Here is a 20,573-nt window from a genome sequence, read left to right as displayed (position 1 = left end):
GAGGGTGTCAGGGCAGGTCGGCGGCGGGGGTCTGCGTACCCTCGGAGTTCGGGGCCAGGGTGGTGCCGAACGTATCACGCAGGTCGACCTCCCCCTCGATGGCTCCGACCAGGCGGCGCACGCCCTCGCGGATCTGCTCGGGTGTGGGGTAGCAGAAGCTCAGGCGCATGTTGGCCCGGCCGCGCCCGTCGGCGTAGAAGCCGGTGCCGGGGACGTAGGCGACCCGCTCGGTGACGGCGCGGGGCAGCATGGCCTTGGAGTCGATGCCCTCGGGCAGGGTGGCCCAGACGAAGAATCCGCCCTCGGGGCGGGTCCAGGTGCAGCCCTGCGGCATCATCGCCGTCAGCGCGTTGAGCATCGCGTCGCGGCGCTCTCCGTACATGGTGTTGAACGCCTTGATCTGCTCGCGCCAGGGGAAGGTGTCGAGGTAGCGGCGCACCACCAGCTGGTTGAAGGTGGAGTGGCTGAGCATCGCCGACTCGGCCGCCAGGACGAGCTTGGCCCGCACGGCGGCCGGGGCGAGCGCCCAGCCGATGCGCAGGCCCGGGGAGAGCGTCTTGGACAGCGAGCCCAGGTAGACGACGTTGCCCTCGCTCTGGGAGTAGAGGGTGGGCTCGGGGTCGCCGTCGTAGCGCAGCAGGCCGTAGGGGTTGTCCTCGACGATGAGCACGTCGTGGCGCTCACAGGCGTCGACCACCCTGGCGCGGCGCTCGGCCGACATGGTGATCCCGGCCGGGTTCTGGAAGTTGGGGACGGTGTAGAAGAACTTCACCGGCCGCCCGTCCAGCTCGGCGCGGACCAGCGCCTCCTCCAGCTCCTCGGGGATCACGCCCTGCTCGTCCATGCCCACGTGGCGGATGTCGGCCTGGAAGGCGGAGAAGGTGTTGATCGCGGTGACGTAGGTGGGGGCCTCGGTCAGGACGATGTCGCCGGGGTCGACGAAGACGCGGGTGATGAGGTCCAGCGCCTGCTGGGAGCCGACGGTGACGATGACGTCGTCGGGGCTGGCGGTGATGCCCTCCAGCGTCATGTAGTCGCAGAGCTGCTCGCGCAGGACGGGGTCGCCCTGGGCCGATCCGTACTGGAGCGCGGCCGCGCCCTCCTCGGCGACGACGTCCTTGACCAGTTCGCCGATCTGGTCCAGCGGCAGCGCCGCGACGTTGGGCATGCCTCCGGCCAGGGAGACCACCTCCGGGCGGGACGCCACCGCGAAGAGTGCCCGGACCTCCGATGCGACCATGCCCTGTGCTCGGCGTGCGTAGCGGCCGACGTGCGGGTCGATACGCGAGCCCTGTTGGCCGGGCTGCTGCTCTCGGTGGTCAGCGGACACGGTCCACCTCCGAAGGAAGGACGGTCTGTGGGGTCGACGGGATGTCGGCCGGGAACTTGCCGGTCCCGGGTTCGACGTCCTTGTCGCCCCCGTGGTTCACGCGGTGCCCCGTCCGCGTACGGGCCGCGGAGGGCCGGGGCGGTCGGATCGTCCGGGCCGCGGGCGAACGCGGCCCGGTAAATGCACAGAGTCTAGCCCAGCGGACGGACGCGGACACGGGGGGCTCCCTCCCCGTGCCGTTCACCACACCGGTCACGTCCGCCCCCTTCACCCCGTTTCATCCGGGGTACCCACCCTCCGCGGGCGACTCACGCGGCGGTGGCCAGAACACGGACCGTGTCTTTCCCGCTCGGCGCGCCCGCGTCCGGGGAGCGGCTGCCGGAGGGCCCCGCGGGATCGCCGGCCCGGGGGCCGCGCGGGCTCCGTCCTCCTGGGGGCCTCGCCCCGGGGCGTGTCCCGCCCCGGGGCGGTGCGCGGGGACGGGCCCCCACCCGTCTCCGCGCAACGCTGCGCCCCGGAGGTGTCTCTCCTCCGGGACGCACCGCCAGCGCAGTGGCCGCAGGGTTCCCCCGAATCCCGTGGGCGGCCACTCCCAGCCCCCGTGGCACCTCTTCCGTCTCTCCCCCGGGACCCCCCTCAAGGTCCGAAGGCCGTGAACGTGCCACATTCCCACCGGTGGCCGACCCGTCGTGCCCTCTCTCGCCCGACGACCGCCACCGGTGCGGGGCCGCGCACACTCAGTCCATCGCACGGGCGGCCGGACGGCAATGGTTGCACTAGGTTGCGGCACCGTCTCCTAGAGCCATGGCGCGGTTCCGCCGCGGAGCGCCTCGCGCAGCGCCCGCACACCCGGGGCCACCGAGCCGGGCAGCAGGCCCTCCGGGTGTTCGGGCCCGGACACCCGGACCCGCACCTCCTCGCTGAACCGGTAGGGCCGGCTCTCGATGATGCCGCCCAGGTGGCGGCGCACGCGGGAGAGCTCGGCGCGCACCGTCACCATGTGCCCGTCCGCGCCGAACACGTCCTGGGACAGCTGTGCGCCCGTGCGCCCCTCCCGGTGCACGGCCAACAGCAGCAGCAGTTCCGCGTGGCGGGGGGTGAGTCGGTGCGCCCACTCCCCGCTGGGGCCGGACACCACCATGGTCGGCGGGGACCCGGCCAGGTCGAGGGTGACCGTGGAGGGCGCGGACCGCTCCACCGGCCGGGGCCGGACCAGCCAGCCGCCGGGCAGGGGTTCCAGGGCACACTCCCCCAGCGCGGGCAGCCAGGCCGTGCCCACCTCCCGGTACTTGGGCAGCAGCACCCGCCGGACCGGCTCCATGTGGACCGCGGCCGCGGTCCACCCGGCGTCGTCCACCACCAGCGCGCGCTCGTTCATCCCGGCCAGCAGGGGCGCGGCCACCGAGCGCAGCCGTTCCAGGTGGGTGTGGTGGATGCTCTGCAGGTGCGCCTCGGCCAGCTGGGCCACCGCGCTGACCAGCGCCAGGGTGGAGGGGTGGATGGTGGACACCGGGCCGGTGACGTCGACGGCGCCGAGCAGGCGCCCGTCGCGGGGGTCGTGGATGGGGGCGCAGGCGCAGGTGAGGGCGTGCAGGCTCCGGACGAAGTGCTCGGCGGAGTAGACCTGCACGGGCCGGCCCACGGCCAGGGCGGTGCCGATGGCGTTGGTGCCGGCGCTGCCCTCGTTCCAGAAGGCGCCCTCCACCAGCCCCACCCGGTCGCCGACGGCACGGATGCGGCGGGACCCGTCCCGCCACAGGACCTGTCCGGAGGCGTCGGTGACCAGCATGATGTGGTCGGCCTCGTCGGCGACCGAGACGAGTGAGCGGCGGATCAGCGGCAGGACCTCGGCGATCGGGGAGGCCTCGCGGTGGTGCTGGAGCTCCTCCAGGCGCGTCATCCGGGGCGGCGGCGCGCTGTCGGGGTCGATTCCGAAGCGGCGCGTACGCCCCCAGGAGTCCTCGATGACCGGGCGCAGCGGGGCGGGCGCCGGACGTCCGGAGAACGCGGCCTCGTGCACCCGCCGGAGCAGGAGGGCGTGCTTGCGGGCGTCGGCCCCCGTGGGCAGGGCCGTGTCCAGCGGAGGAAACGACATGTGGCCCCCAGACCTCGGTTTCACAGCGGCGTTCACGGATCTCCTGCTTCGGCTTCGACGGGGCCGGGGAATAGGGGCATACGCTTCCTTTCGTGAGCCGGGAACGTCCCCGCTTCCGCCTCTCCACCGGATTATGCCCCACTCCGTCCGCCGATCCGACGGTGTTCTCGGTACCGGATACCAACGGAAAGCGAAAAGGGACCCCGCGTCCCGGTACGGAAGCCGCACGGCCCGCCCCGGCGCGGAACGGAGGCGGAGGAATGTTCACCCCGCCTTGTCCGCAGGAATCAGCCGCAGTGCGGCCGGAGTCGTGAAATAGGCCGTTATCATCCGATCAGCGCACCCGCCGGACAAGAAAGGCGGTGGTACGACATCGGGCACACGTATACGCAGTCAGTAAACTTTCACCGGATAACGGACGGATCCGTGCCTGGTTCAGTCGCCGGAGCTCCGGCGGGTCAGTGCGAACCACAGGCGCATGCGCTGCTCGGCGTCGGCCAGGTCCACTCCCAGGTCCCGTTCGATCCGGCCGATCCGGTAGCGGACGCTGTTGCGGTGGGCGCCCAGGTCGGCGGCGGCCCGGTCCCAGTTGCCGTGCCGGGTGAGCCAGGTCCGCAGGGTGCGGCGCAGGACGCGGGCGGAGTCGGTCTCCTCGGCCAGGGGGCCCAGGACACGGCGGGCCAGGTCGTCGGCGGCGGGCGCCAGGAAGGCCTCGAAGGGGTCGGTGCCCTCCTCCAGCAGCGGTCCGCCGACCGCGCGGGTACGGGCGAGCAGGGCCGCGGCCCTGCGGTCCGCGCCGGTCAGCTCCTCCGGCGGCACCGGTCCGCTCAGGGCGGCGGTCCAGCCGTGGGCGAGCAGCCGGTCCAGGTGGTCGCGGTGGGCCGCGTCGCCCCGGTCGGCGAGGACGGCGCGCAGCCGGTCGGAGTCCGCCTCCAGCAGACGGGTGCCCAGGGGCAGCGTGGTGGGCGGGGCGGGTCGTCCCCGTCCGGACGGGCGGGCGTGCAGGACCCGGTAGGCGCCGGGGCCGCGCCCGCCGGTCCCCGGGGACGCGGGGCCCCCGTCCCCGGGGGCGGCGAGCCCGGCCAGCAGCGGCGCGGTCTCCTCGGTGATCCCTCCCTCCAGGAGCAGCCCGGTGAGCAGGCGCTCCGGAACGGGCGGGGCGCTCCCCCGGGAGGTGCGTGCGAGCAGCTCCAGCAGGGCGGTCGCGGTACGCAGTACGGCACGGTCGGTGATGCCCAGCGGCTCGGCCCTGCCGACCAGGACCACACCGTGCTCCTCCGGTGGCGTGCCCACCGTGTGCAGGAAGACCTCGTCCCCCTCGGAGCGGGCCTTGGCACTGCGCGGCCCCCGGGGCCGGGTGAGCCGGTCGGTGAGCTCGCGCAGCTCCGGATCCAGCTCCCGCGGCGCGCCCGTGGTGCGGTGGGAGCCCTCCGGCACGGAGGCGGACGGGCGGACCAGGGCCGCCCAGCCGTGGAGGACCTCGGCGAGCACGCGCAGGACCCGGTCCACCGGTGCGTCGTCGGTGACGGCGAGCGCCAGGGCCTGGTGCGCCTCACCGAGCCGGCGCAGGTCGCGCAGGTGCAGCTCCTCCAGCTCGGCGCCGACGGCCTGGCTGACGGCCGCGAAGGGCGTGGGCCGGGGCACCTCGACCAGGGGCAGACCCCGTACACGGCACTGCTCGACCAGCCCGGCCGGGACGGTGTCGTGTACCGGGGTGACGCCGAAGCCGATCGCGCTGACCCCGGCCGCGGCCAGGGAGTCCACGTAGTCGCGCAGCCCGTCGCGGGCGCCGGGCAGGTTGACGCCCGCGGTGAGCAGCAGCTCCCCTCCGCGCAGGTAGGCGGCCGGGTCGACCAGCTCGCTGACCACCGCCCAGCCGATCCCCGGGTCGCCCGCCGCCACGACCGTGCCCAAGCCCAGGTCACGGCGGCCCACGACGGTGCTCAGCGGCACGGTGCGGCCGTCCGCCCGGGTCACGATCCCGCCCATGGCCTCCTCCTCGTCCGCGTCCCCGCCCGTGGCCCACACCTTCCCCCGCTAGGCGGGGCCGGACGAGGCCGACGCCCTCCCGAGCCTTCGCACGGGGGTGCGACGACCGCACTTCATGGATATCTCATCCATACGAAGAAGCGAAACTGTGCGATTCGTCCACTGGAGCGTGCCCTGGTGCCTGCCTAACCTGACCGGAGTTCGTGTGACCTGCGCCAACGTCGTCGCCGCTCACTCCCCACACGCACCCTCGTTCGTTCAGGAGCACCATGCACATCGACCTCGTGGTGATCGCCGCCTACCTGCTGGGCATGGTCGGCCTGGGCTGGTGGGGCATGCGCCGCACACGCGACAGGTCCGACTACCTGGTGGCCGGCCGCCGCCTGGGTCCGCTGATGTACGCGGGCACCATGGCCGCGGTCGTCCTGGGCGGCGCCTCCACCGTCGGCGGCATCGGCCTGGGCTACACCTACGGCATCTCGGGCGCCTGGCTGGTCGTGGCCATCGGCGTCGGCCTCCTCACCCTGCACCTGTTCTTCGCCAAGCGCATCTCCCGGCTGCGGGTCTACACCGTCTCCGAGATGCTGGACCTGCGCTACGGCGGCAACTCCCGGGTGGTCTCGGGCCTGGTCATGTGGGGCTACACCTTCATGCTGACGGTGCCCTCCACCCTGGCCTTCTCCACCATCTTCAGCGGCCTGTTCGACCTGCCGCGCACGGTGGCGATCATCCTGGGCGGCTCCATCGTGGTGCTCTACTCCACGATGGGCGGCATGTGGTCGGTGACCATGACCGACATGGCCCAGTTCGCGGTCAAGACCGTCGGACTCGTGCTCATCCTGACCCCGGTCGCGATCTGGTCGGCGGGCGGCTTCTCCGGGATGCGCGAGTCGCTGGCCCCCTCCTACTTCAGCCCCACCGCCATCGGCGGCGAGACGATCCTGACCTACTTCGTCATCTACTCCCTGGGCCTGCTCATCGGCCAGGACATCTGGCAGCGCGTCTTCACCGGCCGCAACGACAAGGTGGCCCGGACCGGAGGCGTCGGCGCCGGCGTGTACTGCCTGGTCTACGGCGTGTGCGGCGCGCTCATCGGCACCGCCGCCGCCGTGCTCTTCCCGGACCTGGCCAACCCCGACGACGCGTTCACGCTCATGGTGGACGCCACCCTGCCCGTGGGCGTGGCGGGCCTGGTCATCGCCGCCGCCCTGTCCGCGGTGATGTCCACCGCCAGCGGCGCCCTCATCGCCTGCTCCACGGTGACCTCCACCGACCTGTGGCCGCAGGTGCGACGGCTGTTGGGCCGCGGCTCCGCCCCGGGCGCCGGCCGCGGAGGCGACGAGGTCTCCGCCAACCGCGTCTTCACCCTGGTCCTGGGCATCGCCGCCATCGGCGTGGCCCTGGCGGTGGAGGACGTGGTCGCCGCGCTGACCCTGGCCTACAACCTGCTCGTGGGCGGCCTGCTCGTCGCCATCCTCGGCGGCCTGGTGTGGAAGCGCGGCACCCGCGCGGGCGCCCTCGCCTCCATGCTCGCCGGCTCGGTGGCCGTCATCGTCACCATGGCCCTGACCGGCCTGCTCGCCAACGAGCCGATCTACGTGGGCCTGGGCACCGCCCTGGTGGTCTACGTGGCCGTGAGCCTGCTGACCCCGCCCACCGACCCGGCCGTGCTCACCGCCTGGCAGAACCGCCTGCGGGGCGGGGACGCCGGCGAGGATCCGGACACCGAGCCCGCGGGCGCCACCGGCGCCTGACCAGGGAACCCACGGCCGCGGCGTGAGGAGCCGGCCGTGCGGCACCACCGACAGCACCGACCGAGAGAGGGACACCACCACCCGATGAACGCACCGATCGGACCCACCGACTCCAGCCTCGTACCGCGCTTCGCCGGACCGGCGACCTTCGCCCGGCTGCCCCGCATCGACCAGGTGGAGCGGGCCGACATCGCCGTGGTCGGCGTCCCCTTCGACACCGGCGTCTCCTACCGCCCCGGCGCGCGCTTCGGGCCCTCCTCCATCCGCGAGGCCAGCCGCCTGCTGCGCCCCTACAACCCGGGCCTGGACGTGTCCCCGTTCGCCACCGCGCAGGTGGTCGACGGCGGCGACATCGCGGTCAACCCCTACTCCGTCGGCGACGCCGTGGAGACCCTGGACGAGGCCGCCTCCCAGTTCGTGCGGGCCGGCACACGCCTGGTCACCCTGGGCGGCGACCACACCATCGCGCTGCCGCTGCTGCGCTCGCTGTACCGCCGGCACGGACCGATCGCCATGCTGCACTTCGACGCCCACCTGGACACCTGGGACACCTACTTCGGCGAGCCCTACACCCACGGCACCCCGTTCCGCCGGGCCGTGGAGGAGGGCATCCTCGACACCGAGGCCATCTGCCACGTGGGCACCCGCGGCCCGCTGTACGGCAAGAGGGACCTGGAGGACGACCGCCGGTTCGGGTTCGGCATCGTCACCTCCGCCGACGTCATGCGCAAGGGCGTGGACGAGATCGCCGACGCGCTGCGCCAGCGCATCGGCGACCGCCCGCTGTACGTGTCGGTGGACATCGACGTGCTCGACCCCGCGCACGCGCCCGGCACCGGCACCCCCGAGGCGGGCGGCCTGACCAGCCGCGAGCTGCTGGAGATCCTGCGCGGGCTGTCCACCTGCAACCTGGTGGGCGCCGACGTGGTGGAGGTCGCACCGGCCTACGACCACGCCCAGATCACGGCCACCGCCGCCTCGCACGTGGCCTACGACCTGGTCAGCGTCCTGGCGCTGAACCACGGGTCCTGAGCCCGTGGACGCGCGGCGATGCGGCGGTGACCTGGTCACCGAGACCCTGACCGCCCTGGGGGCACGGGTGGCCTTCGGCATCCCCGGACAGCACGCCCTGGGGCTGTTCGACGCACTGCGGCGGGCGCCCCGGCTGCGGTTCGTGTCCAGCCGGGTGGAGAACAACGCCGCCTTCGCCGCCGACGGGTACGCCCGCCGCACCGGCGAGGTGGCGCCCCTGCTGGTCTCCACCGGACCGGGCGCGCTGCTCACCCTGGCCTCCCTCCAGGAGTCCAGGGCGGCCGGCGCACCGGTGCTGGTGGTCAGCAGCCAGGTCCCGCGCGCGGGGCTGGGCGGCGGACGCCACGGATACCTGCACGAGCTGCCCGACCAGTCCGCCAGTTTCACGGGCGTCACCAAGTCGGTGTTCACGGTGCGGCACACCTCGCAGATCCCCTCGGCGCTGGCCGAGGCCTGGCGCACGGCCGCCAGTGCCCCGGCGGGCCCGGTGCTGGTGGAGATCCCGCAGGACGTGCTGCTGGAGACGGTCGTGACACCGCCCGTGGTGGACGTGGACCCCGTCCCGGAACCGCTGGTGCCCCGCGCCGAGGTGGTGGCCGAGGCCGCCCGCCTGCTGGACGGCGCCCGGCGCCCCGTCGTCCTGGCGGGCGGCGGCGTGAGCCGTTCGGGCGGGCAGGCGGCGCTGCTGGAGCTGGCCGAGGCGCTCCAGGCGCCGGTGGCCACCACCTTCGGGGGCAAGGACGCCTTCCCGTGGGACCACCCGCTCTCGCTCCAGTCCTGGATCGAGGACCGGCACACCACCGACTACCTGGAGGGCGCGGACGTGCTCCTGGTGGTGGGCTCGGGGCTGGGCGAGCTGTCCAGCAACTACCACACCCTCGCGCCGAGGGGCCGCGTGGTGCAGGTGGAGGCCGACCTCGGCAAGCTGGAGTCCAACCACCCGGCGCTGGGTGTGCACGGCGACGCCGCGCTGACCCTGGCCGCCCTGGCCCGGAGGGCGGGGCGCCGCTCCACAGACCCCGACGCGGCCGCCGAGGCGGCGAGGGTGAGGGCCGACGTGGCCGCCCGTCTGGACGCCCAGGACCTGGACGCGGAGCGGGCGGTGCTGGCGGCGGTGCGCGAGGCGCTGCCCTACGACGCCCCCAGCTTCTGGGACATGACCATGCTGGCCTACTGGGCGTGGTCGGCGTGGGACCCGCGCGGGGGCCAGGTGCACTCGGCGCAGGGTTCGGGCGGCCTGGGGTACGGGCTGCCCGCCGCCCTGGGCGCGGCGGCGGCCGGAAGCGGTCCCGTGCTGGCGGTCTCCGGCGACGGCGGCGCCATGTACTCGATCGCCGAACTGGCCACCGCACGCCAGCACGGCCTGGACGTGACGTGGCTCATCGTCGACGACGGCGGCTACGGCGTCCTGCGCGAGTACATGGAGGCCTCCTTCGGGGAGGCCACCCACACCGAACTGGCCCGCCCCGACTTCGCGGCGCTGGCCGCCGCCTTCGGGGTGCCCGCCACGGTGACCGGCCCCGAGCGGCTGCGCGAGGACCTTGCCGCGGCCCTGGCCGAGCCCGGCCCCAGCGTGGTCGTGCTGCCCATGGTGCTGGGACTGTTCGCCCCCACGCACCTGGACGGATGACCGCCGGGGGCCCGCGGGTCCCCGACGGCCGTCCCCGCTCCCGGGCACGAGGTGTCCGGGAGCACCACACCCCTCCCGTGTCCGCCGCAGGCCCCGGCCCGGCGGGCGCGGGAATCCACTCCCCGCGCCCGGAGCCCCCGGGCTCCACGTCCGGGTCCGCGCGCCAACGGCGCCGCGCGGGCCCGGGCGCCCGTCCCCCGACGACAAGCCTCCCGTGGCCGGCCACGGGAGCCTCCTCCCCGGAGCAAGCCGTGCCCACGCCCCTGGGTCCGGAGCCGACCGCCCCGAACGCACCGCACAAGCCGAGGCCGAACCGGGTGCAGGGCACCGCCGTGGTGGGCTGCCCGGCGCTGATCCTCGCGGGCACCTTGCCGTCCGACACCGTCAACGCCTCCGCCATGCTCATCGTGCTGCCCACCTCTTCCGTGGACGGTCATCCTCATGCTGGGCCGCCTGTTCCGGCGCGGGTCTTCGACGACGCCGACCCGGCCCGTACCGCCTCCGGCCTGGTGGCGGGCGCCTTCCTCAACGCGGGCCAGGGCTGCACCGCGGCCACCCGCGTACTCGTGCACGAGGAGATCCACGACGCTTTCGTGGCCGAGCCGTCCCGGCAGGCCACCGCACAGGTCACCGGAAGATCCTCCGAGGAGGCCGACGACTTCGGTCCGCTCGACAACGCCGACCAGTTCGCCCGCGTCAACGGACTACTGGAGCGCCTGCCCGGGCACGCGGTGGTGGAGCCCGACGGGCACCGGGTGGGAGAGGAGGGCTTCTTCCTGGCGCCGACCGTGGTGTCGGGGCTGCGCGCCGACGACGAGATCGTACGCGAGGAGGTCTTCGGCCCGTCACCGTGCAGCGGTTCTCCGACGAGGAGGAGGCCGTGCGCCTGGCCAACGGGGTCGACCAGAGGCTCGCCTCGGAGATGCCGCACGGCGAGTTCAAGCACTCCGGGTACGGCAAGGACCTGTCGGCCTACAGCCTGGAGGACTACACCCGCGTCAAGCACATGAGGAGCGCCCTGCGCTGAGGCGCATGCGCCCTGCGCCGGGGCACGGGCGTCCCGCGGCGGCCGGAACGGGTCAGGCGCCGCCGGCCCCGCGGCGGGTGCGCAGGTGGGACCAGGTCAGCTCGGTGACGTGTCCGGCCATGGCCTCGGGGGACTCCTCGGGGTGCTCCAGGAGCCAGTCGGCGAAGGCGTCGGCGGTACTGACCGCGACGCGCGCCAGCAGCTGGGCGTCCCTGGCGTCGAGGCCGCCGTAGTCGCCGCGCGTGCAGGCGGTGATGAGCCCGGCGACCTCGGCCACGACCCGGTCGCGCAGCCGGGCGGTCTCCTCCGCGAGGGGTCCGCCGCGCAGGGCGGCCCGCCGGTACAGCACGGTCCAGCTCTCCCGGTTGCCGGTGACGAAGGCGAAGAAGGCGTGCATGCCCCGGCGCAGGGGGTCCTCCCCCGCCGGGGCGTGCGGGTCGTGCACGGCGGCGCGCACGGCCTCGACGAGCCGGTCGGTCTCCCGGCGCACGCAGGCGGTGAAGATCCCCTCCTTGGAACCCAGGTACTGGTACACCGTGGGTTTGGAGGTCCCGGCCGCCGCGGCGATCTCCTCCATGCTGACCGTGTGGTAGTCACCGCGCGAGAACACGGTGACGGCGGCGTCGATCATCTGCTGTTCCCTGATTCGACGCGGGGGTCTGCTTTGTCTGGTCTTCACGGTTCCAGACTTTATTGCGGCGAAGGCGTACGGCCAGGGGCCGTCGTCACAAGCATGCTCCTTCCCCGCGCTCCCCGGGCTTTCGCACTTGTGTGACCTGTGGCTACCTGCGGTTCTCCCCTGCCCCGGAGTGGCGTTTCCCACATCCGTCCCCCTGCGCTGGTCGTATTCCGCACGAATGTGCGCGAATGGCGGCCGCCTTTCCTCAGACGTCCGCGTCGCGCAGTACCAGGGTGCAGCACTTGGCGCCGCCTCCGGCCCTGCGCAGTTCGTCCAGTTCGACGGGGTGGACGGTGTAGCCGAGGGCGCGCAGCCGGCCGGCCAGGTCGGTGGCCTCGGCGGCGATGACGACGTCGTGTCCGTCGCACACGGCGTTGAGGCCGAGCACGGAGGCGTCCTCCTCGGTGGCCAGGAGCGCGTCGGGGTAGAGCGCGCGCAGCACCCGCCGGCTTCCGGCGGAGAAGGCCCCGGGGTAGTAGGCGACCTGCTCCCCGGAGAGCGCGAACAGCGCGGTGTCCAGGTGGTAGAAGCGCGGGTCGGTCAACTGGAGGGTGACGACGGGGCGGCCGAGGAAGCGCTCGGCCTCCTGGTGCGCGGCCGCCTCGGTGCGAAAGCCCGTGGCGGCCAGGATCACGTCGTCCATGGTGACGAAGTCGCCCTCGCCCTCGTTGACGTGCTTGGGCTCGCGGGCCTCGGTGTAGCCCGCCTTGCGGAACCAGTCCAGGTAGGCCGGACCCTCGGGGGTGCGCTCGGCGCTGGCGAAGCGCGCGCCGTAGACCCTGCCGTCCACGACCAGGCCGCCGTTGGCGGCGAAGACCATGTCGGGAAGGCCCTCGACGGGGGTGATCTCGCTGACCCGGTGCCCCAGGGAGAGGTAGAGGTCGCGCAGTCGCTCCCACTGCCGGATGGCCCGTGCGCGGTCGACCCCCGCGTCGGGGTCCATCCAGGGGTTGATCGCGTACTCGACCGCGAAGTGGGTGGGCCGGCACATGAGGTAGTGCCGTGGAACCGGTGCCGAACCGACCGGCCGAGCCATGGAACCTCCCTGCACCGCGCGAAACGCTGGTCGACCCTCCGTGGTGCGCATGTCCACCACACCGTGGCCTCCACGCGGACGAAGGGAAGATACCCGCACCCGGGACCGGTCAACAGGGCGCTCCGCGGGGTTCGCGTGAACGGGGGCGGCGCGGCTCCTCCCGGGGGAGCCGCGCCGCGCCGGGGTCAGCCCGCGGAGCAGGCCGAGCCGTTGAGGGTGAATCCGGTCGGCCGGCCCGCGTCGCCGGTGTGGGTGGCCTGGTAGCCGATGCTCACACTGGCGTCGGGGGCGATGGTGGCGTTGTAGGAGACGTTGGCGGCGGTGACCGTGCCGCCGTCGGAACTGTAGGCGGCGTTCCAGCCGGAGGTGATGGCCTGGCCGTCGGGGAGGGTGAAGTCCAGGGACCAGCCGTCGAGGGGGGCGGTGCCGGTGTTGGTGATGGTCAGGGACGTGGTCAGGCCGGTGTTCCAGGCGTTGGTGGTGGCGGTGACGCTGCAGTCGCCGGTGCCCGGCTCGGGGTCGGGATCGGGGCCCGGGTCGGAGCCGGAGTCCTCATCAAGGCCGAAGAAGGTGATCGCGCGGGCCGCCATACCGCTCTCGAACAGGTTGTGGCCGGTGCCCTGCAGGCTGACGGCCTCCACGGGAGCCTGGTCGCCGGTGGCACCGTAGCGGGTGCGGGTCCAGCCGGGCCGGGGCTGGTCGGTGCTGTCCGGGGTCTGGCTGAGGCCGTGGACGTTGGTCCACTGCTTGATCTCCTCGACGAAGTTCACGTAGTCCAGGGTGTCGTCCTCGGTTCCGTGCCACAGCTGCATGCGCGGCCGGGGGCCGGTGTAGCCCGGGTAGGAGGCGCGGACCAGGTCGCCCCACTCCTGCGGGGTGCGGCTGATCGTGCCGGTGGAGCAGGCGTTGTTCCAGCCGGAGCCGTCGGTGGTGGCGAAGCAGCCGAACGGCACCCCGCTGAACGCCGCGCCGGCGGCGAACACGTCGGGGTAGTTGGCCAGCATGACGTTGGTCATCATGGCGCCGGAGGAGACTCCGGTGACGAACACGCGCTCGGCGTCGGCGTCGTGGGTGCGAAGGACGTGGTCGACCATCGAGTGGATGCCCACCGGGTCGCTGCCGCCGCCCCGGCTCAGCGCCTCGGGCGAGGACACGTCGAAGCACTGGCTGCTCCGCGTGACGGACGGGTAGATGACGATGAAGCCGTACTGGTCGGCCAGGGAGGCGTACTCGGTGTTCTGGTGGAAGACCGGTCCGGTCCCGGTGCACCAGTGCTGGGCCACCAGGACCGGGGGGTCCTCGGTGACACCGTCCGGTACGTAGAGGTACATCCGCAGGCCGCTGGGGTTGGGGCCGAAGTCGGTGACCTCGGTCAGGGTGGCGGCCGAGGCCGGGGGCGCGGTGATCAGGAGTGCTGCAAGCATGGGCAGGACGACGGCACCGAGTGTGCCGATCGCCCTGGTGACGATGTGCGTGCGTTCGTTGGTCACGTTCCGGGCCTTTTCCGACGGGGGGTCAGGGGGCGTTTTCTCGGGGCAACGGTCGGCGGCGGTTGTGGGAGCGCTCCCAAGCACTATCGGCTCGGCGGCGGGATCCGTCAACCCCCCGCTGCCGTCCCCGCTCGCGGCGCGGCCGAGGGGGACCTCAGGGACGGCGGCCGTCGGCACCGGTCAGCCCGACGGCCTCCTCCAGCTCGTCCCTGCTCATCTTCGACCGGCCCGGCACGTCCAGCTCCGAGGCCCGCTGGAGGAGTTCGCGCTTGGTGACCCGGCCCTCGGGCCTCCTCTCGACCCTGGCGCCACGCGCGCGCGTCCGCTCCCGCGTGACGCGCGACCGCGTACCCCTGCCGCGCTGTTCCGGCAGGCTCTGGCGCAGGGCCTCGTCGAGCCCGGACGCCTCCTCCGGGGGCGCGGCCTGCTCGGGGCGGTGGGTGAACGTGCCGCCCTTGGCCTTGGCCCGCACCAGGTCGGTCAGGCGCCGGCCGTAGCTGTCCTCGTAGTCCCGCGGGTCCCACTCGGTCGAGAGCGCGCTGACCAGTTCCCTGGCCAGTTCGAGTTCGCTCTTGGTCAGCGCCGCGTGGGCCACGGGCGGCATCACGTCGTCGGGCTCGCGGACCTCGTCCGGCCACCACAGGGTGGAGGCCGACAGCACGCCCCGGTTCGGTTCGATCAGGACGGGGGACTCGCGGTCGCGCAGGACGACGGTGGCCACGCCCGAGCGGCGGGTCTGCTCCAGGGCCGTGTACAGCAGCTGGTAGGGCTTGGCGTCGGCCGCCGCCCTGGGGGCGACGTAGTAGGTGGAGGCGTACCACAGCGCGTCCACGGCGCCCTGTGACAGGAAGCCCGTCAGCCCCATGGTGCGCGAGCCGTGCGGGAGGATCTCCTCCAGCTCCTCCGGTTCCAGGACCACGTACTCGTCCTCGGGCCCCGTCCTGGCCCCGCGCACGACGTCCTCGCTCGCGACCTCCTCACCGGTGCGCTCGTTGACGCGGACGTAGCGGATGCGGTCGGCGGTACCGCGTTCGAACTGGTGCAGCACGGGCCCCCTGCGTTCGCGCGCGCTGTAGAGACGCACGCCGATCGGGACCCTGCCGAACATCAGTGTTCCCACCCAAACCGGATTGACCATAACCCCCTCCTTCGCCTCCCATCATCACCGCCACCAGGCAAAATGTCTGTCCAGAACAGCAAAAGCCCGAAAAAGGCGAAGCGCCCGGGGCCATCCGGCGAAGCACGGATCCGTGCGCCCCCGACTCTTGACCGACCGGTCGGTATTGCTACTGTCACGGCAAGTCCCCGATTGGAGTTCCTCCCATGAGTACGACCGTCAAGGCCGCCGTCTTCTCCGAGCAGGGCGCCCCTCCGCAGATCCGGGACCTGGTCCTGCCCGATCCCGGCCCCGGCCAGGTGCGGGTGCGCCTGGCCGCCGCGGGCGTGTGCCACTCCGACCTGTCCCTGTCCAACGGCACCCTGGCCCAGAAGTGGCCCGCCGTGCTCGGCCACGAGGGCGCCGGAACCGTGGACGCCGTGGGTGAGGGCGTCACCGGCCTGGTGCCCGGCCAGCAGGTGATCCTGAACTGGGCGCCGCCCTGCCGCGAGTGCTGGTTCTGCGACCAGGGCGAGCCCCACCTGTGCGAGCACGCGCTGGACCGCGCGGCACAGCCCTACGCCGAGCTCTCCGACGGCACCCCCGTCTACCCGGGGCTGGGCTGCGGCGCGTTCGCCGAGGCCACCGTGGTGCCCGCCCACGCCGTCGTACCGCTGCCCGCCGGGATCGATCCGGCGGTGGCCGCGGTCCTGGGCTGCGCGGTGCTCACCGGCTGGGGGGCCGTCAACAACTCGGCGGGGGTGCGCGAGGGCCAGTCGGCCGTGGTCCTGGGCCTGGGCGGGGTCGGCCTGTCGGTGCTCCAGGCGGCGCGCCTGGCCGGGGCCGACCCGGTGATCGCCGTGGACGTCTCCCCCGACAAGGAGGAGCTGGCCCGGTCCCTGGGCGCCACCGACTTCCTGGTCGCCGACGACTCGCTGACCAAGTCCGTGCGCAAGCTGACGGGAGGCCGTGGCGCCGACCACGCCTTCGAGGTGGTCGGCTCGGCCAGGGTGGTGCGCTCGGCCTGGAGCGCGTCCCGGCGCGGAGGCACGATCACGGTGGTGGGCGTGGGCAGGATGGACGACGAGGTGTCGTTCAACGCCCTGGAGCTGTTCCACCAGGCCCGTACGCTGCGCGGGTGCGTCTACGGCACCAGCGACCCGTCCCGTGACATCCCGCTCATCGCCGAGCAGGTGCGCTCGGGGGAGTTGAAGCTGTCGGCGATGGTCACCGACGAGATCCCGCTGGAGGGCGTGCCGGAGGCCTTCGAGCGCATGGCCCGGGGGCAGGGCGGCCGGTCCCTGGTACGCTTCGGCGGCTGAACGCGGCGGGCTCCGGCGGTGCCGCGCGACGCGGCACCGCCGGAGCCCGTCCCCCGCGCGGGGCCCGGAGCGGTCAGCGCCCCGGCCGCCGCACGGGGTCGCCCCCGGCGTCGAGCATGGTGACCTCCATCGGTCTCGCCGCATGGGAGAGCCGGCGCCGTTGCCGGCGCAGCAAACGGCCGTAGAAGTAGGCGAACACACACCAGATGGCCACGGGCACGAGCAGGGAGCCCGAGGTCAGGAAGGCGTGGGACAGCGTCAACATCAGTCCGTACACGGCCATGGTGAACATCTGCTGGAAACCGTTCCCCCACTGCTGCCCGCCCAGGAGCAGCGCGATGGTGACGGCCGCGGCCAGCGGTCCGACAAGCACCGTGACCAGCGGATAGACGACCACGAAGAACACGGCCGTGGTGCACAGGCCGCCCAGGGCGGTGTACCACACCATCCAGCGCACCTCTGCGTCGGTCAGGTCGGCGAGCTGGATCCCTCCCATGGCCGGTTCGGCCGGCCTGGCGCCCTCCAGGTGCCTGGCCACCAGCAGGGCCGCAACGAACAGCGCGGCCCACACCAGGACCACGGCCGTTCCGATCCAGGACACGGGATCGTCCGCCAGCGGGGAGGGTACGTCGGGGTCGTATGCCTGCAGCCGGGGCGGGGTGATGCCGATGTCGGCCGGGGTGAGGACCCGGGCGGTGCCCACGAAGGCCGCGGCCGCGAGGACCTCGACGAAGGACAGGCAGGCCCCCAGGTGGTGGAGGCGCATCAGGGGCGAGGGGCGACCGGGCTCCGTCGGCTCGCCCAGGCGCCGGGCCAGGGGACGCGTCAGCAGGGGCTGGGCCATCAGGAACACCAGGGTCACGAACCCGATCAGGGTGGCGACCGGCCCGGGGTCGAGGGTCGGGGGATGGAAGTACACGGGGGAATCCTCTTCGGTCGACACGGTGTCACCAGCGCGAACGGGGCCGGGCGGGCTCCTGTGCGCGAGGGTCGCACGATTCTGTCCGACACCGGATTATTTGTCATCCGGTGACAAACAGTGTGTCGTGCGGCACACGTTCCCCTTGTCGGGCCGGGCGGGCGGGGGCACAGTCGTCACCACCGCGCACACCGTGCCCCGGGCACGGCCGACTGAGGGGAAGACCGTATGGGCAACGGAGACGACCACGCCGACGCGATCGTCGTCGGCGCCGGGCTGGCGGGCCTGGCCGCGGCCGCCGAACTGGCCGACGCGGGCAAGCATGTGATCCTGCTCGACCAGGAGCCCGAGCAGTCCCTGGGCGGCCAGGCGTTCTGGTCCTTCGGCGGGCTGTTCCTCGTGGACTCCCCCGAGCAGCGCCGCATGGGCGTCAGGGACTCGGCCGAGCTGGCCCTGCAGGACTGGATGGGCACCGCCGGGTTCGACCGCCCCGAGGACGCCTGGCCCCGCCGGTGGGCCGAGGCCTACGTGGACTTCGCCGCCGGTGAGAAGCGCTCCTGGCTGCACCAGCAGGGGCTGCGGTTCTTCCCCCTCGTGGGCTGGGCCGAGCGCGGCGGCTACCTGGCCGACGGGCACGGCAACTCCGTGCCCCGCTTCCACATCACCTGGGGTACCGGCCCCGGCGTGGTCGCGCCCTTCGAGAGGCGGGTGCGCGCCGCGGCCGAGCGCGGGCTGGTCTCGATGCGCTTCCGCCACCGGGTGGACGGGCTGGTGGTCACCGACGGAACGGTCACCGGCGTGCGCGGTTCCGTCCTGGCTCCCAGCGGCACCGAGCGGGGGCGGGCCAGCAGCCGCGAGGTGGTCGGCGACTTCGAGGTGTCCGCGCAGGCGGTCATCGTCACGTCCGGCGGGATCGGCGCCAACCACGACCTGGTGCGCCGCAACTGGCCCGAACGCCTGGGCACCCCGCCCGAGCACATGCTCTCGGGCGTACCCGAGCACGTGGACGGGCGCATGCTCGCCATCACCCGGGAGGCGGGCGGACAGGTCATCAACCCCGACCGCATGTGGCACTACACCGAGGGCATCCGGAACTGGGACCCGATCTGGTCCCGGCACGGCATCCGCATCCTGCCGGGTCCGTCCTCGCTGTGGCTGGACGCGACCGGCAAACGGCTCCCCGCGCCCTACTTCCCCGGCTTCGACACCCTGGGCACCCTGGAGCACATCATGAGGAGCGGCCACGAGTACACGTGGTTCGTGCTCTCGCAGAAGATCATCGAGAAGGAGTTCGCGCTGTCGGGCTCGGAGCAGAACCCCGACCTGACCGGCAAGGACATCGGCCTGGTCCTCAAGCGCGTGCTTCCCGGCGCACCGGGGCCGGTGGAGGCCTTCAAGCGCAACGGCGCGGACTTCGCGGTCGCCGACAGGCTGCCCGAGCTGATCGGGAAAATGCGCGAGATCGCGGGCGACGGGGTACTGGACGCCGACACCGTCACCCGCGAGGTGGTGGCCCGCGACCGGGAGATGGCCAACACCTTCACCAAGGACCTGCAGGTGACGGCCATCCACGGTGCGCGCAACTACCGGGGCGACCGCCTGGCGCGGGTGGCGGCCCCGCACCAGATCCTGGACCCCAAGGCGGGCCCGTTGATCGCGGTGCGCCTGCACATCCTCACCCGCAAGACCCTGGGCGGACTGCACACCGACCTGGACGCGCGGGTGCTGCGCGAGGACGGCACCCCGCTCCCGGGGGTGTACGCCGCGGGCGAGGTCGCCGGGTTCGGCGGCGGCGGGGTGCACGGCTACCGGGCGCTGGAGGGCACCTTCCTGGGCGGGTGCCTGTTCTCCGGCCGCACCGCCGGCCGGGCCGCCGCGGCCGCCCTGGGGTAGCCGGGCGCTCCCCCGCCGGGCCGTGGGGACGGATCCCTCCCCCGGGACCCACCCCCACGGCCCGTCCCGCCCCCTCACTCCGGCGGGGTGTCCTCCTCCCGGCCCGCCCCCCGGTCCGGCGCCTGCTCCGGCCCCGGCCTGCGAGGCCGCCCCCGGCGGGGGATCGCCCGGGCCTCCTTGGGCATGCGTCCCGCCTCGTCCAGCGCGCGGCGCAGGAGGAACTCGATCTGTGCGTTGGTGCTGCGCAACTCCTGCCCGGCCCACCGCGCGAGCGCGTCGTGGACGGCGGGGTCGAGCCGCAGCAGCACCTTCTTGCGCTCGGGCACGGCCACCTCACGCGGATTACTGGTACAGGGTCCCTGCGTTGACGACGGGCGTGGCGGGGCGGTCGGAGCACAGCACCACCAGCAGGTTGCTGACCATGGCGGCCTTGCGCTCCTCGTCCAGTTCCACCACCTCCTCCTCCGACAGGCGCACGAGCGCGCGGTCGACCATCCCGACGGCTCCCTCGACGATCTCCTGGCGGGCGGCGATCAGCGCGCTGGCCTGCTGCCTTTGGAGCATGGCCTGGGCGACCTCCGAGGCGTAGGCCAGGTGGGTGAAGCGCGACTCCACGATCCGCACCCCCGCGGCCTCGACCCGCTCGCCGACCTCCTGGGACAGCTGCTCGGTGATCAGGTCGGCGCTGCCGCGCAGGGACCGGCTGGTGTCGGCGTCGTAGGAGTCGTAGGGGTAGTTGCCCGCGATGTGGCGCACGGCGGCCTCGGTCTGGATGGAGACGAACTCGACGAAGTCGTCCACCTCGAAGGAGGCGCGGGCGGTGTCCTCGACCTGCCACACGATGACGGCGGCGATCTCGATGGGGCTGCCGGAGGCGTCGTTGACCTTCATGACCGAGGTCTCGTGGTTGCGGATGCGGGTGGAGACGCCCTTGCGCACGGTGAAGGGGTTGACCCAGCGCAGTCCGTCGGTGCGGACGCTGCCCACGTAGCGGCCGAAGAGCTGGACGACCTTGGCCTCGTTGGGCGCGACCATCTCCAGGCCGATGAAGAGCAGGAAGCCGGTCGCGGCGAGGACCACGCCGACGGCCACGAGGGGCACCGGCAGCCCGATGAGGGGCGACAGGGCAACGCCTGCGCCGACGAGGAACAGCAGGATGCTGACCACGGCCATCAGCATGCCGTTGACGCTGGTCGCGGGGTGTTCTCGGTACTGGGGCGTGTGGGCCGGGGGCTGGCCGGTAGCGGTCATGTCGTCTTCCGTTCTCTTCGTAATGATGAC

Annotated in this window: 16 protein-coding genes and 1 pseudogene; 7 read left to right on the top strand and 10 right to left on the bottom strand. The window is 73.1% G+C overall.

The window, feature by feature from the left end:
• Positions 1-7: 7 nt before the first annotated feature.
• From A6A08_RS26510 to A6A08_RS26500, 3 genes are all read right to left on the bottom strand, one after another.
• Complete coding sequence (locus A6A08_RS26510; RefSeq protein ID WP_073705384.1) at positions 8-1,240, bottom strand: PLP-dependent aminotransferase family protein; 1,233 nt, start codon at positions 1,238-1,240, stop codon at positions 8-10.
• Between the two features lie 886 nt (positions 1,241-2,126).
• Positions 2,127-3,425 carry a GAF domain-containing protein gene (locus tag A6A08_RS26505; RefSeq protein WP_073705383.1) on the bottom strand — a complete coding sequence of 433 codons (1,299 nt, stop codon included), beginning with the start codon at positions 3,423-3,425 and terminating at the stop codon, positions 2,127-2,129.
• Positions 3,426-3,860: 435 nt separating this feature from the next.
• Positions 3,861-5,414: a PucR family transcriptional regulator gene (locus A6A08_RS26500; protein WP_073705449.1), complete on the bottom strand. Its 1,554-nt coding sequence runs from the start codon at positions 5,412-5,414 to the stop codon at positions 3,861-3,863.
• Positions 5,415-5,683: 269 nt separating this feature from the next.
• Here A6A08_RS26500 and A6A08_RS26495 point away from each other — a divergent pair, with 269 nt between their 5' ends.
• The 5 genes and pseudogenes from A6A08_RS26495 to A6A08_RS29030 all read left to right on the top strand — a co-directional run bounded on the left by A6A08_RS26495 (position 5,684) and on the right by A6A08_RS29030 (position 10,857).
• Positions 5,684-7,168, top strand: a complete 1,485-nt coding sequence (locus A6A08_RS26495) for a sodium:solute symporter (protein WP_073705382.1) — start codon at positions 5,684-5,686, stop codon at positions 7,166-7,168.
• Between the two features lie 84 nt (positions 7,169-7,252).
• On the top strand, positions 7,253-8,200 hold the full coding sequence (gene speB / locus A6A08_RS26490) for an agmatinase (protein ID WP_073705381.1): 948 nt from the start codon (positions 7,253-7,255) through the stop codon (positions 8,198-8,200).
• Positions 8,201-8,204: 4 nt separating this feature from the next.
• Positions 8,205-9,830 (top strand): thiamine pyrophosphate-binding protein, encoded by a 1,626-nt coding sequence (locus A6A08_RS26485; RefSeq protein WP_073705380.1) that lies wholly within the window; start codon positions 8,205-8,207, stop codon positions 9,828-9,830.
• A pseudogene (locus A6A08_RS29285) lies at positions 9,827-10,615 on the top strand (aldehyde dehydrogenase family protein); the annotation flags it as partial. The gene A6A08_RS26485 and the pseudogene A6A08_RS29285, both read left to right, overlap by 4 nt.
• A gap of 65 nt (positions 10,616-10,680) precedes the next feature.
• A complete protein-coding gene (locus tag A6A08_RS29030) occupies positions 10,681-10,857 on the top strand; it encodes a hypothetical protein (RefSeq protein ID WP_242422938.1) in 177 nt (58 codons plus the stop codon).
• Between the two features lie 52 nt (positions 10,858-10,909).
• On the opposite strand, the gene A6A08_RS26475 is transcribed toward A6A08_RS29030, so the two are convergent.
• The 4 genes from A6A08_RS26475 to A6A08_RS26460 all read right to left on the bottom strand — a co-directional run bounded on the left by A6A08_RS26475 (position 10,910) and on the right by A6A08_RS26460 (position 15,200).
• A complete protein-coding gene (locus tag A6A08_RS26475) occupies positions 10,910-11,536 on the bottom strand; it encodes a TetR/AcrR family transcriptional regulator (RefSeq protein WP_199867055.1) in 627 nt (208 codons plus the stop codon).
• 205 nt (positions 11,537-11,741) lie between these two features.
• Positions 11,742-12,572: a dimethylargininase gene (gene ddaH, locus A6A08_RS26470; RefSeq protein WP_073705377.1), complete on the bottom strand. Its 831-nt coding sequence runs from the start codon at positions 12,570-12,572 to the stop codon at positions 11,742-11,744.
• 185 nt (positions 12,573-12,757) lie between these two features.
• A complete protein-coding gene (locus A6A08_RS26465; RefSeq protein ID WP_073705376.1) occupies positions 12,758-14,062 on the bottom strand; it encodes a PHB depolymerase family esterase in 1,305 nt (434 codons plus the stop codon).
• A 154-nt stretch (positions 14,063-14,216) separates the two neighbouring features.
• Positions 14,217-15,200: a Ku protein gene (locus A6A08_RS26460; protein ID WP_073705375.1), complete on the bottom strand. Its 984-nt coding sequence runs from the start codon at positions 15,198-15,200 to the stop codon at positions 14,217-14,219.
• A gap of 185 nt (positions 15,201-15,385) precedes the next feature.
• Between A6A08_RS26460 and A6A08_RS26455 the strand changes: the two genes are divergently transcribed.
• Positions 15,386-16,480 carry a Zn-dependent alcohol dehydrogenase gene (locus tag A6A08_RS26455; protein WP_073705374.1) on the top strand — a complete coding sequence of 365 codons (1,095 nt, stop codon included), beginning with the start codon at positions 15,386-15,388 and terminating at the stop codon, positions 16,478-16,480.
• A gap of 73 nt (positions 16,481-16,553) precedes the next feature.
• Here A6A08_RS26455 and A6A08_RS26450 read toward each other — a convergent pair whose 3' ends face one another.
• Positions 16,554-17,399: a hypothetical protein gene (locus A6A08_RS26450; protein WP_073705373.1), complete on the bottom strand. Its 846-nt coding sequence runs from the start codon at positions 17,397-17,399 to the stop codon at positions 16,554-16,556.
• Positions 17,400-17,627: 228 nt separating this feature from the next.
• Here A6A08_RS26450 and A6A08_RS26445 point away from each other — a divergent pair, with 228 nt between their 5' ends.
• Complete coding sequence (locus A6A08_RS26445; protein WP_073705372.1) at positions 17,628-19,292, top strand: FAD-binding dehydrogenase; 1,665 nt, start codon at positions 17,628-17,630, stop codon at positions 19,290-19,292.
• A gap of 74 nt (positions 19,293-19,366) precedes the next feature.
• Here the strand turns inward: A6A08_RS26445 and A6A08_RS26440 are convergent, their stop codons facing one another.
• Entirely contained in the window at positions 19,367-19,618 is a 252-nt protein-coding gene (locus A6A08_RS26440; RefSeq protein WP_073705371.1) for a hypothetical protein, read from the bottom strand.
• Between the two features lie 16 nt (positions 19,619-19,634).
• Positions 19,635-20,543 (bottom strand): SPFH domain-containing protein, encoded by a 909-nt coding sequence (locus A6A08_RS26435; RefSeq protein ID WP_073705370.1) that lies wholly within the window; start codon positions 20,541-20,543, stop codon positions 19,635-19,637.
• Between the last annotated feature and the right edge of the window lie 30 nt (positions 20,544-20,573).

The organism is Nocardiopsis sp. TSRI0078, assembly GCF_001905145.1.
Lineage (GTDB): Bacteria > Actinomycetota > Actinomycetes > Streptosporangiales > Streptosporangiaceae > Nocardiopsis.
This window is presented reverse-complemented; position numbering and strand designations above follow the sequence as displayed.